At 71.4% G+C, this 15,058-nt stretch carries 8 protein-coding genes and 2 pseudogenes; 6 read left to right on the top strand and 4 right to left on the bottom strand.

The genetic code is table 11. The features are described 5' to 3' along the window. Both ACWEQL_RS21700 and ACWEQL_RS21695 read left to right on the top strand, forming a co-directional pair. Positions 1–498 (top strand): annotated as a pseudogene (locus ACWEQL_RS21700) (hypothetical protein); the annotation flags it as partial. 60 nt (positions 499–558) lie between these two features. Beyond that, a pseudogene (locus tag ACWEQL_RS21695) lies at positions 559–1,071 on the top strand (ISL3 family transposase); the annotation flags it as partial. Positions 1,072–1,137: 66 nt separating this feature from the next. Here ACWEQL_RS21695 and ACWEQL_RS21690 read toward each other — a convergent pair. The 3 genes from ACWEQL_RS21690 to ACWEQL_RS21680 all read right to left on the bottom strand — a co-directional run bounded on the left by ACWEQL_RS21690 (position 1,138) and on the right by ACWEQL_RS21680 (position 4,080). Continuing rightward, entirely contained in the window at positions 1,138–1,851 is a 714-nt protein-coding gene (locus ACWEQL_RS21690; RefSeq protein WP_452151921.1) for a hypothetical protein, read from the bottom strand. Continuing rightward, positions 1,848–3,191: an AAA family ATPase gene (locus tag ACWEQL_RS21685; protein ID WP_452151920.1), complete on the bottom strand. Its 1,344-nt coding sequence runs from the start codon at positions 3,189–3,191 to the stop codon at positions 1,848–1,850. The genes ACWEQL_RS21690 and ACWEQL_RS21685 overlap by 4 nt, the downstream gene beginning before the upstream one ends. A gap of 556 nt (positions 3,192–3,747) precedes the next feature. Continuing rightward, a complete protein-coding gene (locus tag ACWEQL_RS21680; protein WP_452151919.1) occupies positions 3,748–4,080 on the bottom strand; it encodes a chorismate mutase in 333 nt (110 codons plus the stop codon). A gap of 482 nt (positions 4,081–4,562) precedes the next feature. Here ACWEQL_RS21680 and ACWEQL_RS21675 point away from each other — a divergent pair, with 482 nt between their 5' ends. Further along, positions 4,563–5,114 carry a hypothetical protein gene (locus tag ACWEQL_RS21675; protein WP_452151918.1) on the top strand — a complete coding sequence of 184 codons (552 nt, stop codon included), beginning with the start codon at positions 4,563–4,565 and terminating at the stop codon, positions 5,112–5,114. Positions 5,115–6,490: 1,376 nt separating this feature from the next. On the opposite strand, the gene ACWEQL_RS21670 is transcribed toward ACWEQL_RS21675, so the two are convergent. Next, the gene (locus ACWEQL_RS21670; protein WP_452151917.1) at positions 6,491–7,297 is read right to left on the bottom strand and encodes a hypothetical protein; all 807 of its coding nucleotides are present in this window, start codon (positions 7,295–7,297) and stop codon (positions 6,491–6,493) included. 916 nt (positions 7,298–8,213) lie between these two features. Between ACWEQL_RS21670 and ACWEQL_RS21665 the strand changes: the two genes are divergently transcribed. The 3 genes from ACWEQL_RS21665 (at position 8,214) to ACWEQL_RS21655 (ending at position 14,651) form a co-directional block, all read left to right on the top strand. After that, positions 8,214–9,080, top strand: a complete 867-nt coding sequence (locus ACWEQL_RS21665; RefSeq protein ID WP_452151916.1) for a hypothetical protein — start codon at positions 8,214–8,216, stop codon at positions 9,078–9,080. 68 nt (positions 9,081–9,148) lie between these two features. Further along, positions 9,149–13,369: an AAA family ATPase gene (locus ACWEQL_RS21660; protein ID WP_452151915.1), complete on the top strand. Its 4,221-nt coding sequence runs from the start codon at positions 9,149–9,151 to the stop codon at positions 13,367–13,369. 601 nt (positions 13,370–13,970) lie between these two features. Continuing rightward, positions 13,971–14,651: a hypothetical protein gene (locus ACWEQL_RS21655; protein WP_452151914.1), complete on the top strand. Its 681-nt coding sequence runs from the start codon at positions 13,971–13,973 to the stop codon at positions 14,649–14,651. Positions 14,652–15,058: the final 407 nt, after the last annotated feature.

Genomic DNA, 15,058 nt, shown 5'->3' with positions numbered 1-15,058 from the left:
CACACCCACGCGGTGAATCAGGTGACCGCCCTGACCCTGCCCGACTACACCCCCATAGCCATCACTGCGAGCAGCGACGGGACCGCCATCGCCTGGAACCTCGACACCGGCCACCGCCGACACACGCTGCAAGGCCACACCCACGCGGTGAATCAGGTGACCGCCCTGACCCTGCCCGACTACACCCCCATAGCCATCACTGCGAGCAGCGACGGGACCGCCATCGCCTGGGACCTCGACACCGGCCACCGCCGACACACGCTGCAACTCGCCAGCAGCAAGTTGAGCTTCCTTTCCGCACTGATGCTGCCGGACGGCACCCCCGCAGTCATCACCTCCGGTGACGACAGCACTGCCACCGTCTGGAACCTCACAACCAGAAAGCCCGACTGGAGTCTGACGCTGCCCAACCTGCCCCGATGCGCGGCAGCGACCGAGGTCGGATTCGTCGTTGGCTATGGGCAAGAGGTCGCCCATTTTGTATGGAAGGGTCTGTAAAAAGAACGGCTCTGTCCGTAATCGGTGGTACCGAAGCGTGATGGACATCGCTGACAGGTCGTGCGAGATGTCAACGAGCTTGTGGGCACGGTGTTTTCCGGGTTGTCGCCGCTGGTGATCGAGGACGTGGTGGACGAGAGCGAGGTAATTCGGGCAGCGGCCCGGACCCAGGACGGTCCGGTGCCCTGTCCGTCCTGCGGGGCGCCAACGGGCCGGGTGCACGGCTTCCACCACCGACACTTGCGGACGTGCCGGAGGGTGCTCGTGACGGTGCGTGTTCGCCGCCTGGCCTGCCCGGTACTCGGTTGTTGGCGGCAGTGTGACCACAGCAGACGTTCCGTGAGCAGGTGCCCAGTCTGCTGGAACACTACCAGCGCCGAACGAGTCGCCTCTCAGTCCAACTCGGACGTGGTGGTCAAGGAGTTAGCGGGCCGTGCCGCATCGCGGCTGCTGATGGCGCCGGCCGCGCCGGCCTCCCGATCCACGGCCTTGCGGATGCTGCTGCGGGTGTCCCTGCCCGCGCGGCAAGTACCGCAGGTCCTGGGCGTGGACGACTTCGCCCTGCGTCGCCGCACTCTGGGTGATGTCGGCTGAGGAGATGTCGGGTCCGTGCTGGGCGCTGAGGTTGCAGGTGCCGGGCTACATGCGGTGCGTGCGCCACACCTCGATGGCCGCTGCCGCGTCTGTGCCCAAGGTTGCTTGGGCTACGGGTGCCGGCAAGCGTTCCATGGCTTGCATCACTCCGGCAAAAGGGGAGAGCCGCAGGGCCTGAGCGATGGCCTCCGCCTCCTCGGTGTCGCCGGTCTGCAGCTGGAGGTACCAGTCGCGCAAGACAGAGCGGGCTTTCACAAACGCTGCCTGTCTGCCCTGTACTAGATCCTCGCGGTTGAGGCCGAACACCTTGATCGTGGTTACTCCCTTGTCCGTCAGGCCCTTGTATGTGCCTGAGGCCAGAAGCAGCCTCAGGTGTTCGGCAGGGTTCTCAGCGCTCGGGTCGACCAGCAGGCAGTCTCCGTTCGCATCGCACGGGTAGCTGTCTCGTTTCCCGTTGCTGTTGCAGTGGGAGCATGCCAGGAGGTGGTTCGGCCAGTCGAAGGCGCGGTGCGGGGCATTGTTGATCGGCTGGAAGTGGTCGATGTCAGTACCTAGGTTGTCCTCGCAGTACATGCACCGCCTCGCGCCATGTGCCATCTGCTTGAGCAACCCTTGAAGTTGGCTCTTGGCTGCGCGGGCCTTGCTCCACTCTTCCCTGGCGGCCTTGGGCGTCCCTCCGCTGGTCTTGACCCTGATGGACCATGTAGTCAGGAGCCTCTGGGCGCGCGGCGGTGCGCTGACCCGCTGGATCGGGATCACCTGTCGCTTCCCAGGCGAGCTGCCACCTCGGTGACCCGGGTCTCCAACGAGCTCAGCAGAAGGTCACTGAGGCGGGAGTACTCGGCAGTCTCATCGTCCGTCGCCTCACCGGCATAGAGCTTCTCCTCCAGCACGACAAGCCGACGACGCTTGTCCTGTGCCCTGTCCGAGTAGGGCGTCTCCAGGCCGAACAGTTCAGACACCGCAGCGTCGTCACCACTGCCGTAGACGATCCTGTGGTACAGGTGCTCGTCGACCACCTCAGGCCCGCGCTTCTCGTCCGGGCCGGGCAGGCGGATCAGTCCGCCGGGATCGGCAGCCTGACACACATACGGGCTGTGGGTGGAGACAATGAACTGGATGTTCGGGAAGTGCTCGCGCATCCAGCCGCCGATCCTCTGCTGCCAGGTGACGTGCAGGTGCGTCTCGACCTCGTCGATCAGTACGACGCCTGGCGCGGTAACGGCGATTCCCCCCTCCGCAGTCCTCGCGGTCTCGACAACACCGTAGACGGAGTGGATCTGACGGATCATGTCCAGGACGAGGGCGGCAACGGTGCGATAGCCGTCACTCATCTCGTGCAGGGGGTAGAGGGCCTTACGGCCTCTTCTGCCCACCCACAGTCCGTCGGAGTTGATGCTTTTGGCCTCGTACTCGTCCGGTAGGAGCCCGTCGGAAAGTACGCTCAAGACGGTGTCCAGAAGGGCCTTCACGCCCTTACGGTGCTCCAGGCGGCGCAGGTGGAGCTCCCTCAGCCACGAGACACCCTCAGCCAGCGAGGCGTCCTCATGGAACAGGGTGACCATGCGCCCCGCAGGCCCGGGGGTGAGCATGAGCCTCTGGGCCTCGCCCGAGCCGCCCATCAGGCGCCGGAAGGGTCCGTATCCGGCACAGAACCATCCCCGGGGGTTCTCGGCCCACGGGCCCCGTTCGAGGCTCGGAGCCTGGTAGCTGTCCATGACTGGACGAAGCGGTCGGAATGGGTCTGTCTCCGGTTCGCTGGGCTGGGACCACTGCAGACCGAGTTCCCAGTCACCGGCCGGGGCGCGCCCGGGACCATTGAGGTTGTCGACCTCGTGGTCGCGGACGATGGACGTAGTAACCATGCCCCGGCGCTTGGTGGTGGGGGTCGTCAGCCAGCCGCTGAAGTCCGGAACCAAGGATCGGGCCACGGAAGGCCCGATAAGGGACAGGGCGAGAGCCCGTAGCAGCGTGGTCTTCCCCGACCCATTCCGCCCGGCAAGCACGGTCCAGCTACCGGCCGCGGGCAGCTGCAGGTCGACTGACCGCTGCCGGGCGAAGCCCCGGATGTTCACGACGGAGATGCGCGCGACGTACACCCTGTCCTTCTTCTTCCTGCGGTGCGTCCCATGGGTCTGGCGCACTTAGCCTCTCACGGCACGACGCCTCAGCGGGGTCGCAGTGTCCAGAGGAAGGCGCTCCATAGGTTCTCGGACCACGCGCTGTACGACAGCCTCCTGATCCAATTTCCGGCCAAGCACCCGGGGCTGCGGGGCGGCGATCCCGGGCGGGCGCGGGGCCGCGACAGCCGGGGCAGGTACACCTCAGGCAACGGCGGTGACCGAGTCTCGCGGCGGACGGAGCAGCAGACCCTGGCCGCCGCGTACGCCAAGCGGAACGGGGTCACGGTCGACACCCGGCAGGTGCGGGCCCGGCTGTCGCCGGAGGTGCGGGCGAAGCTCACTCCCGCGGAGGCGGCCAGGCTGGGCGAGTACCGTCGGTTCGACGGTCTGGTCCTCAAGCCGAACGGGAACTACCGGGCGCTGGAGGTCAAGACCGTGGGCGCGGGGCTGGACAAGCACCGGCGGCCGTTCGGCAAGGCGATCGAGGTGCACGGCGGGCAGGCGTGGGCGGTCGTCGACGGCAAGCGGATCGTCATCGACGTGGTGGAGACCATCCAGGGGTGGCGGGCGGGGCCGCCGGGCGTCCGCGGCGGTGCTCGGCCAGCTCCAGCTCCACGAAGGCGCCGATCATGGCGCGCCAGACGGCCTCGGCGACCTCCGGGGCGAGTCCGGCCGCTTCGGCCCGGGCTTGGACGGCGGCGATGACCCGTTCCACCCGGTCGGGGGCGCGGACGGCCTGTTCGTCGCCCTTGAACCCGGCCGCCGCGCGGACCAACTCCTGACGGCGGGCGAGAAGTTCGACCAGGTCGGCGTCGAGTGCGTCGATGCGTTCGCGGACCTCGGACAGGGACTGGGGCTCCGGCATGCGCGCCATGATCGCACGGCGCGGCCGGGGCCAGCACGCAGGGGAGGACCCCGGCCGGGCGCCGGGGTCCTCCCCTCGTTCACTTCGGGTCGCGGCGTGCTCGGCCTGCGGAGCGGCCCGCGGTATCGAGCTGCTGCCCGGCCACCGGGGCAGCAGCGCTTCAGCAGCGCCCAGCCGACCGCCAGGCAGACGGCCCAGCCGGCGCCGACGTGCAGCAAGATGCGGCTGTCGGGGTCGATGGCGTCGGCCGACCGAACGACGCACCCCGCCCCGGGCACAGCAACGGACGGCAGCCAGCCAGCGGGGCCGACGGCGCAGCGGCCCGGGCAGGCCGGGCGGACGCAGGCGGACCGGACGGCCGGCCGAGCGCACCTGCGGCGCGGCCGCGGTGTCGTTGCCCTGCCATAGGCTCCCCCGGGCTGGAGGGACCAGCCGGCGGGTCCGCGGGCTTCCAGGACCGGCGGCGAGAAGGGGAGCGGGACGTGAGCTGGGATGTTGTCGCGGAGGAGAAGCGGATCCGCTGGACGTCGGAGCCGCTCCATGGTGTGGGCCCGCTGCGGTTCGGGATGACACCCGGGGAGGCGGAGGAGGCGCTCCACGGCGTGCTGGAGCTCGGCCCGTGGAGGAGGGACGTACCGCACTACGGGCCGGTGGTGAGCCGCGAGTTCAACCACCCGCACACACCGGCCTGGCCGGCTGTCACCGCCTACTTCTGCGCCGGGCGCCTGGCGGGGGTTGCCGTCGACGCGCTGCGCGGCCCCCAGGTCCTTCTGGCCGGGATCCCGCTGGTGGGCCGCGCGCCGTCCCGGCTCGCGGCCGATCTCACCGAGTACACGGACACCCACGACATCTTCCTGCAGTACACCTACCTGGGGGACCTCGCCTCGGAGGAGCTGGGATTCTTCGGCGCCACCCAGCGGGCCGACGACGCCCTTCTCACCAGGCCGGTGCTCGTCGGCACCTTCTGGGCGGACCGGATCGGCGACTCCACGAAAACCCATCTCCCCCCAGCGGAGTGGCGGGACCGGAGGTAGCGGCCGGCGGGCAGGGGAGGAGCTGTCGGCGGGTCAGGCCAGTTGCCGGTCGCGGCCGGGCGGCCGGCCTGGCCGTGGCCGACAGCGGTACCGGGCGGCCAGGTCGGGGCACCAGAACGGCGGACACCAGGGGCCGGCAGCGGGCGAGGGAGGAGCCGATCGGACCGTCACCCGCGGTTGCAGCGGTACCGGACCCGCGTCCAGGAGCTCCTGGTGGACCGGGAACAGCCGGGCCGGCAGCGAACCGCGGCGGGTGCGGCAGAGAGGCCAGCAGCGCCGTCCCAGGGCAGCCAGCGGGGGCGGGCGCCGGAACGCCGCACACGACAGGCCAGGCGGCTACGACGGCGTAGCGGCGGACACGCACCAGCAGGCAGCCGGGCAGCGAGGGACGGAACGCCGAAGGCTCCGGCCGAAGCCGGGGCCACTTGTAGAAGCAGACCTCCCGGAAGCGGGCGCAGCAGCCGCCCCTTGGCCCTCCGGCCGACAGGCACCGCAGGCGGCCCGGGCGGTGGACTCCAGCGGCAGGGGCGGGGACGGTGGACGCCGGCCGGCCGGCGGAGGCCGGGGGGCGCAACCAGTACAGGACGGCGGCGAGCGGGACCGCTGGCGAGCCGACAGGGGCGGCCAAAGGAGTCGGCGGTCGGCGACGTCCCCCGAAGACGGCCGCCGATGCAGGACAGGTAGCGGGTCCGGCGGGTCCAACGAGAGCAGGAAGGGCAATAGGGGCAGGCCCGGCCGCGGGCGGCCGCCCCCGGATGGCGACGGCCCCGGACGGCGGGCCTGCCCGCCGAGGACACCGACAGGCAGAGGCGGCAAGCGGCCGGAGGCCGGCCAGGCTGCGGGCGGCCGGCAGGACGGATGGTGTGCGGCGCCCCTGGGCCAGCCAGGCCGACGGGGCGGGACGGTGGGACGGCCCGCGGGCGGCAGGACCAAATGGTGCGCAGCGGCGGCCAGGCGGCCGGGAGAAACGACGAGGGCCCCGACCGAAGCCGGGGCTATTCGCAAATGCAGACTTCCCGGAAGAGGGCCACACCACCAGTAGTGCACCAACAAGCCATCCCACCAATGGATTTCACCGCAGCACAGACGGGGTTGGACGCCGGCCGGGTATCGGCAGCCGGCCGAGCCGCGCCGGTACGGCGGGCGGGTGTACGCAAGGGCGGGACAGGCCAGCGGTCCGGACAGCGGGGCAGAACGGGTCGCGGGCGGTGAGGACGCTGAGGGCGGCCGACGCCCCCGGGGGCGGTAGCTGGCGGCAGGACGGAGGTGGCCGACCGGCGGCCCGGGGGCGTCGGCCGCCAGGGACGGCCCGGCGGCGGCCTCGGGGCGGACGGCAGTGAGAGCGGGTGGCCGGACAGACGAGTGTTGCCGCAGCGTTACGGCAGCGGGCAGAACTGCGGGTCGTCGGAGTCCATGTTCGTGTCCTCCTTCCAGCCAGGTGGCTGGAGGATCGGTACCCATGGAGCCCGCTTATCAGCACCGTCAATCACCGGCAGGTCCGGGTTTCCGGGGTACGAGCCCACCGCGGCATCGGGAATCGACCCGGTCTCGATGAGCTGGTGCAACCACAGGCGCACATACCGCGAGTACCTACGCAGGTCCAGGTCGTTCGCCTTGCTGACAGCATCAACAATCTGCTGCTCACCCGAAGTTTCGGCCAGGGCATCCAAGTGCCGCTCCTGAGTGCCCGCCAAAGCGACCAGGTTGCGGTACAGCGTCGTGCCCTGTGGGCTTCCAAGAGCCAGAGCATGGGACTGTCCACCGGCCCGAAGAGCGGTGAGGGCATGGGACCTCGCCTGCCACCGCGCGGGCTGAGTGACCCCATCCGAGGCGTCCACCAGAACGGCCTGAAAACCAGCTATCCGCTCCAGCAGCGCGAGGGTGCTGGCTGCCTGCCAATCACGAACCTGTCGCCGGTCTGCGTCCACTCGCTCGTCCCGCAACCTCTGGTCTGATGCCAACCGTTCGTCCCGCAGCCTCCGGTCTGCCTCAGTCCGATCGACGGCGGCTTGGGCCAGATCCGCCTGCCGCAACAACTCGGCCCGACGTCGATCCCGCTTGGCGAACCTGATCGTCACGAACAGCGCGATAAAGGTAACGACCGAGGCTCCGACCGTACCCACGGCGGAGACCTTGTCGGTCCAGTCCGGCGGTGAACCATCGGCAAGTTGATAGAACGTCATGGGTTTGCAGCCTAGCCTCCCCGGGGCCCTGCCGTCCCCGGCCAGGCCGCGCAGCCGACGGCGGGCGGGTGCACGCGAGGACGGGACGAGCCAGCGGGCCGGCCCGACGGAACGGGCCGGCGGGGACGGGACGCGCCGTAGGTAGTGAGGACGCTGAGGCGGCCGGCAGCGGGCGGCCGGAGGCCAGCCAGGCCGCGGCGGCCCGTTCCGTCGGGCCGGCCGGACGGCGGCAGGCGGGCAGCCGGAAGCGGACAGGAGCGGACGACAGGCGGAGGGGCGTAGCACAACGGGAGGCGGACCGGCGCCCGAAACGGGCGGGCCGCACGGCGGCGTCGGGCGCGGGCGCGGCAGCGGGACGGACGACGACCCTGGGGAGCGGCCCGGCGGGGGCTGCGGGCGGGCGCGGGCAGCGGCGCGGGGGCGCCCGAAACGGGCGGACTGGCGGGAGGCGGCGGGACGGGCAGCGCCGGCGGGCACGGCGGGAGGCGGCGAGCGGGGCCGGAACGGAACACGCGGCGGACTCGCAGGGCCCGACGCTCGGCGGACAGCGGCCGGACGGCGACCCTGGGGGGGGCGGCCCGGCACGGGAGCGCCCGAAACGGACGGACCGGGCCGGCGGGACAGGCGCGGCAGCGGCCCGGCAGGCGGCGCAGCGGCGGTACGGCCAGGACGGGCGGCGGCGTCGGGCCGGGCGAAGAGACCACACCTGGCCAAAACGGCCCGACGGGCGGCGGGCGGCGGGAGGTGAGCAGCGGCGGGCCGGAGAGGTCACTCCCCCGGCACCCGGGCGGAAACGACCCGGCAGGCACGCCGAAAAGCCCGGAAGTGGATGCGCCGCCGCTTCCGGGCGGGTAGAGGTGGGGCAGGGGCCGGGAAAGCCGGTCGGGGCGCGTGGGGGTGGGCAGTGGGACCGGTCATGCTGGTGCACGGGATCTGGAACCTGCAGAGCGGGTTGACGCCGGAGGAGGCCGCGGCAGGGTTGGCCGAGCGTGCGCGCCCGCACCTCGGACGGGGGCTGGTGGCCGCAGGGCTGGGGCACATGCCGGTGCCGGAAGTGGTCATGGCCTACTACGCGCATGTGCTGCTGTCCGGTCCGGCGGAGGCGCAGGCCGGCGGTGCGCCGATGGACGGGCTGTCGGAGGCGGAGCTGGCAGAGGCGTGGGAGTGGCTAGTGGTGGCCGGGGTTCCGCAACCTGCGGAGCCGCAGGCCGTGCTGCTGGCGCCGCTGCGACAGGCGGTGGGTCGTCTGGTGTACCACCGTACGGGTGCCGGTCCGGTCTCGCGGCTCCGTGAGGCGGCGGTGGACCGGGTGTCCCGTCTCGTGGTCGGGGTGCTGAGGGAGGTGAACGCCTACCTGACCCGCCCAGAGGCCCGGCGGGCGGCCCGGGACGTGGTCGCGGACGCGATCCGGCTGCACCGGCCGAGGGTGGTGGTCGCGCATTCGCTGGGCTCGGTGGTGACCTACGAGGCCTTGCACGCATTCCCGGAGCTGGAGGTGGAGCTTCTGGTGACGCTCGGCTCGCCGCTGGGGCTGCCGTTCGTGACGCGGAAGCTGGAGCCCGGGCCGCGAGCCGGGCGCGCCCCCAGGCCGTCCGGTGTCGGGCGGTGGGTCAACATCGCCGATGTCGGCGATCTGGTCGCGCTGCCCCCGGAGCTCGGAGGAGCCTTCCCCGTCGACCGGCACGCGGCGACGAACATCGGAGCGGTGGACTTCCACACCCTGGGCGGCTATCTGGCGAACGGCCTGCCGGCTGCGGCACTCGCGCCCTATCTTCTGTCCTGACGGCTCGTCATGTGACGCCACTCACGTCGTCGGGGCGACCCGGGTAGCAATGAAGGGGAGGACGGCAGGTGCCGGTTCGTTCGCTGGTGATCGGGGTGGGCGGGTTCGCGAAGCAGGTGGTCTCGGAGGAGGACCAGGCGAACAGCACAACGCCTTTCGCACCTTTGCCCAGTGTGGCCGGGGCTGTCGAACGGGTGGCCCACGCCCTCGGTCGGGCCGGGGTGCCGGCGGGCGAGCCCCTGCACGATCCCGACGTCGAGACGGCCAAATCGACCCTGGAGCGCCTCTGGCAGGCAGAGGACCCCCTGGTCGTCCACTTCTGCGGTCATGGCGCGATCGAAGGTGACGACCTCTACCTCGTCGTGCGCGACAGCGACGTGACCGATCTGCCCGCCACGGCTCTGAGCAGCGGCGGACTCATCCGCAGGGTCGAGAACTCCCGGCGCGTCGGACCCACCCTGTTCCTGCTGGACGTCTGCGGCGGCGGCCAGGCGTTGGCCGCGCAGAGCGCGCTCCGGCTGTCCGGGGTGCGACGCAAAGCGTGGGTCATCGCGGCCTGCGCGGCCGACGAAGCCGCGTACGGCGCCCGGTTCAGCAGCGCCACAGCCACGGTGCTGGACCGGCTCGCCAAGGGCCTGCTGGACCTGTCGCCGGAGCTGGAGTACGTGCCGGTGGACACCCTGGCCGTGGAGATCGATCGTGAACTCCGGCGCACGGCCGGAACCGGCGACGGCGGGCAGACCGTGGTGCGCACCCCGCACGACGAGGCAGTGCTTCAGCCACCGGCGTTCTTCCTGAACCCGGGGTACTCTCAGGACCTCGCCGACCGATTCCTCACCCGCACCGACGCCGCGCTGCGCCAGTTCGCGGTCGACAGCGATCCCGGCCTGGACGTGCTGCACTTCGTCTCCCGGGCGGTCGGTACGACGCGTGCCGACGGCTGCCTCTTCAGCGGGCGCGGCGAACAGCTCAGCCGCATCGAGACCTGGCTGAACGACGTCGACCGCGACCAGGGCCGGCTGCTGGTGGTCACCGGTGGGCCCGGCTCGGGGAAGTCGGCCCTGCTCGGAGTCACCGCCTGTCTCACCCACCCGGCGCTCTCGGCGGTACGAAAGCGCGTCCTGTCGCGGGTGCACGGCTTCCGGCCGCGTCCGCAGGCACGGGTCCTGGCGGTCCACGCCCGTCAACTCACCACCCGACAGGTCGTGGAGTCCCTGCAGGGCCAACTGGACGGTCCGACAGCGGACGATGCAGGGAAGTCCCGGAGCACCAGAGGACTGATCGAACAGCTGAGGTCCGCCGGGCCGGTCGTCCTCGTCCTCGACGCCCTCGACGAGGCCGCCGACCCCCGAGGTCTCGTGCGCGAGCTGTTGCTGCCCCTGTCCGGGTTCGGCCCGGACGACGCCGCCCCGGAGTGCCGGGTGGTGATCGGCACCCGTCCCTGGTGGGACCTCCTGGCCAAGCTGAAGGACGCGGCGACCGAGGGAGGCGGGACCCTCCTCGATCTCGACGCCCAGAACCGCGACGACCTCGCCAAAGACCTGGGGCAATACCTGACGGACCTCCTCTACCCCCGGCACTCACCCGCCACCGCGGCGGCCGCGGCCCATCGCCTGGCCCACGGGGCCGAGCACGGCGCTTTCCTGATCGCCGCCCTCTACGCCGACCACCTCCTGAGCACGCCGCCGGACATCCCGGCCGACGCCGGCGACCAGCCGGACATCGCGCAGCCGCCGTGCGAGCTCACCGAGATGTTCGACCTCCACGTCGCACGCCTGGCCGCCACCACCCCGTGGATCGGCCGGGTGCTGGCCGTACTCGGCCACGCCCAGGGCCAGGGCATGCCCCTCGACCTGATCCATGCCGTCGCCTCCGCCCTCGCCCAGGCCGGCGGCAACCCGCGGCCTTCAAGCATCCAGGACACCCGGGAGGCCCTGACGCAGGCCGCGTTCTACCTCCGTACCGCGACGGACTCCGACGGGCGACGGCGGTACCGGTATTTCCACCAGGCGCTGACCGACCACACGGCTCGACCGGAGCACGCCGCGACCGTGCACCGCGCGCTGCTCGACACCCTCCCGCTCGGCGCCGAGGGTACTGCCGACTGGGGTTTCGCATCCCCGTACCTGCTGCGCCACCTGGCCACCCATGCTGCCGCGGCGGGCCGGATCGACGAGCTTCTGCCGGACACCGAGTTCGTCGTCCGGGCCCACCCGGACGCGCTGCTCCCGGCGCTGAACACCGCCCGGGCCGATCACGGCCGTCTGGTCCGCGCCGTGTACCTCGCATCGGTCGACCGCCACCGGGACGGGCCGGTCGACGAGCGCCGGTTCCTGCTGGCGCTCGATTCGCTCCGATTCCGGGCCGAGTCCCTGCACCGGGAGCTCTGCCTCGGGCTGGCCTGGCGTCCCCGCTGGGCCACCGGCATGCAGACCAGCCCCCAGCTGGAGGCGAGCCTGGGCCACCCGATCGGGTTGGACTCGGTGGCGACCACTGTCGTCGACGGGCGCCCGGTGGCGGTCAGTGCGGGCGAGAACGGCTCCCTGCGGGTGTGGGACCTGGCCACGGACCGGCAACGTGTTCTGCCCGAGGGGCACGGGACCCTCGTGCCGGCGATCGCGTGCGCGGAGGTGGACGGCCGGCCGGTGGCCGTCACCGTCGGCTGGGACAACACGGTGCGGATCTGGGATCTGATCACCTGTACCGAGCGCGCCGTCCTGACGGGCCACACCGACTGGGTGGTGACGGTGGCGTGCTCGGTGGTCGACGGCCGTCCGATCGCCGTCACCGGGGGCTGGGACGGGTGGGTGAGGATGTGGGACCTGACCACGGGGCAGCGGCTTGCCCGGATCAGGGCGGCGACCGAGGGCGGCCAAGTGGTCGCGGTCGCCTGCGTCGAGATCGACGGCGAGCCCTTCGCCGTCATCGCGCCCTTTTGCGAGCGCATGATGATGTGGGACCTGACCACCAAGGAGGTCCGGTCCTTCGGCCCGGACGAGCCCAAGGTCGGTGCGTTGGCGTGCACGGTGGTGGACGGCCGGCCTGTCGCGGTGACGGGTGCCTGGTTCGGCGACGTGGGGGTGTGGGATCTGGAGACGGGCGAACCACAGGCCCGGCTCAGCGGACACACCGACCATGTGGAGGCCCTGGCGTGCACCACGGTCGGCGGTACTCCGATCGCGGTGACCGGGAGCAATGACGGTTCGGTGCGGGTGTGGGACCTTGCGGCCTGCGAGCCGCTGGTCGAACTGGGCGGCCACAACGACGACGTCAAAGGGGTGGCGTTTGCCGTGGTGGACGGGCTTCCTGTCGCCGTCACCGCGAGCCGGGACCGGACGCTCCGGGTGTGGGACCTGACGTCCCGGGCGGAGCCGACCGGTCAGCGAGGTCACAGCGATACGGTGCGGGCAACGGTGTTCTCCGAGATCGGGGGTGTGCCCGTCGTCCTGACGGGCAGTTCGGACGGCACCGTACGCGTGTGGGAACTGGCGACGGGCGCGCAACGGGCCGTCCTCAGGGGGCAGAAGACGCCTCTGTGGGCACTGGCGTGCGCGGTCGTCGACGGCCGAACGATCGCGGTCAGCGGTGGCATGACCGGTGACGCGTGGTTGTGGGACCTGGCCTCCGGGACCCGTCGCGCGGTCCTGCCCAGCCCGGCGAGTGGAATGATCGATGCCGCCGCGTGCACCACGGTCGACGGGCGGGCGATCGTGGTCTTGGGGAGCAGAGAGGGATGGTTGAGCGCGTGGGACCTGAGAACCGGAGAGCAGGTGGTCGGCTTCTCGTACCACGGTCAACGGGTGGATGCCGTGGCCTGCACGGTCCTCGACGGTCGGCCGGTGGTGTTCGCCTGCAGCAGTAAGGGAGAGCTCCGGATCTTGGATCTCGTCACCGCCGAGTATTCGTTCATGACCATTGCAGCCAGCTGGCCAAGCCCGGTCGCATGCGTCGACCTCGCCGGACGTCCGGTGGCTGTGACCGCCGGGCAGAACGGCACGGCCTGCGTCTGGGACCTGGGCACCCGTACCGAACGGGCCGTGCTCGTAGGCCACACCGACCATGTGAAGGCGGTGGCGTGCACAACGGTGGCCGGCCGGCCGGTCGCCGTGACCGGCAGCTCGGACCGGACCGTCCGCGTGTGGGACCTGACCACGTGTGAAACGGTCGCGGTGCTTCCCCAGCCCGCGGACGTCAATTCCGTCGCCATCGCTCCCGACGGCACGGTCGTGGTCGGGAGCGGGTGGGAGGTGATCGTGGTCGACCCCCGTGAGCACTGGTTCGCCGAGTAGCCGCTGACAGGAGGACAGCGGTCCAGTCGATCTCCCTGTACTGGTCCGGCGTCCACGCCGTGTGTCCCCAGTGAGTCGGCCCTTTCGGCTTGCCCACCAGGGCCCTGCGCGTGTGCAGCCGAACCGGGACGCCACGCCGCGCCGAGCACAAACGGCCGGCGTCCGACACCCGGTGGCAGCAGGCCCGGACGTCGGTCTCGGGACTGGCAGGCACCGTGAGCCAGCCTACCCAGATCGGCCCATTTCCAAGTCGCTCCGTCAGGACCCTGCCGACGGCGAACCGGCGGCCGCGGTGCGCGCGGGCGACGGCCCAAGCGGACCAGGCGGCGGGCCGGGCCGTGGCCGGGCGGATTCCGGCCAGCCGGGCACAGGACGGGACGGACGGCGGACGGCGGACGGTACCGAAACGGCAACCGGGCAGATGACGGCGGCCCGACGCACACGGCGCAGCGGGTTGCGACGTCAGCGACCGGCGGCGGACCGAGGGCCGCGCGGCGGAACAAGGCGGCAGACAGTGCGGGACGCTGTGGGCAGCACCACCGCCCAGGCCGTACAGGAACAATGGCCCCTGGTTGAACCAAGGGGACGGGAGAACACCTTCATGACCAACGCCATCCGTAGGCACGCGATGCGCACCACCTCGGCTGCGGCGGCAGCCGTCCTGCTCGTCGGGATCCTGGCCGGCTGTTCCTCCAGCGGCTCCAAGCCCTCCAGCGACATCACCGGCGCCCAGAGCGGTCCCACGACGGCCACGGCGTCCGCAACCCCAAGTCCTGCCGCCACCCAGCTCCGCAGCGCGCCGCCTATCGCCCTGCCGCAGGACTTCACCGTCCAGGTCGACTTCAAGCCCAGCACAGACGCCGTCAAGGACAAAGTCGCCCAGGACCTCTCCTACGCGCTGAAGGCGTTCAACGAGGCGCAGGCCAAGGGCGACATCAACACGCCCGGAATGCTGTACGCCTACACGGGCACGGCCGGCGCGTACATGAACCAGGCCGTCCAGCAGCTGAAGTCCAAGGGGCTGACGATCACCGGGACGAGCCGCTACTACGCGCTGACCGTCGAGCCGAAGGATGCCACCCACGCCGTGGTGGCGTACTGCGAGGACCAGTCCAAGGGCTACGCCAAGGAGGTCTCGACCGGCAAGGTCCTGACGACCACCCCCAGCATCAACGACTACACGGACTGGACGGTCGGGCTGGAGCTGTCCGACAAGGGCGTGTGGCGCGTGGCGTCGCCGCTTGCGGAGAAGGGATCGACGAGGTGCCAGAGCGTAAGCTGACCACGACCGCCGGCGTCGCGGCCCTCACGCTGGTCGTGACGGCGACCGCCGTGTCGGCCCGGGCCGACATCGGCACCGGCCGGGGCGGGAGCAGCACCCCCTCTCGATCGGGGCGATCGGTTCGCACGTGAAGATCAAGGGTCAGCGAATCCGGCAAGGACGGCGCGCACCAGGCGGCTCGCGCCCGATCCGGACGGCGGGGCAGCAGGGGACTGGCCAAGTTAGCGGCGGCACCAGCGGCAGGACGGCCGGCTGGGGACGGCGGCGTGCCCCGGGGCACGCCGCCGAGCCGACGATCGGACCAACGGGTGGCCAGACCGGCAGCAGAGCAGACGAAGAAGGCCTCATTCGAACACCGGGCGCGACGGCCTGGGCGGCTCGACGGGTCGACCGAGGAGACAACCAAA

This window comes from Kitasatospora sp. NPDC004240 (assembly GCF_053603215.1).
The sequence above is the reverse complement of the archived record's forward strand: the minus strand, read 5'-3'. Positions and strand labels throughout refer to the sequence as shown.

What these genes read in the sequence shown, in the direction of transcription:
- ACWEQL_RS21665 (WP_452151916.1), top strand. Translation starts at nt 8,214, where the DNA reads ATGCTGGTGCACGGGATCTGGAACCTGCAGAGCGGGTTGACGCCGGAG.
- ACWEQL_RS21680 (WP_452151919.1), bottom strand. Translation starts at nt 4,080, where the DNA reads ATGCCGGAGCCCCAGTCCCTGTCCGAGGTCCGCGAACGCATCGACGCA.
- ACWEQL_RS21655 (WP_452151914.1), top strand. Translation starts at nt 13,971, where the DNA reads ATGACCAACGCCATCCGTAGGCACGCGATGCGCACCACCTCGGCTGCG.
- ACWEQL_RS21670 (WP_452151917.1), bottom strand. Translation starts at nt 7,297, where the DNA reads ATGACGTTCTATCAACTTGCCGATGGTTCACCGCCGGACTGGACCGAC.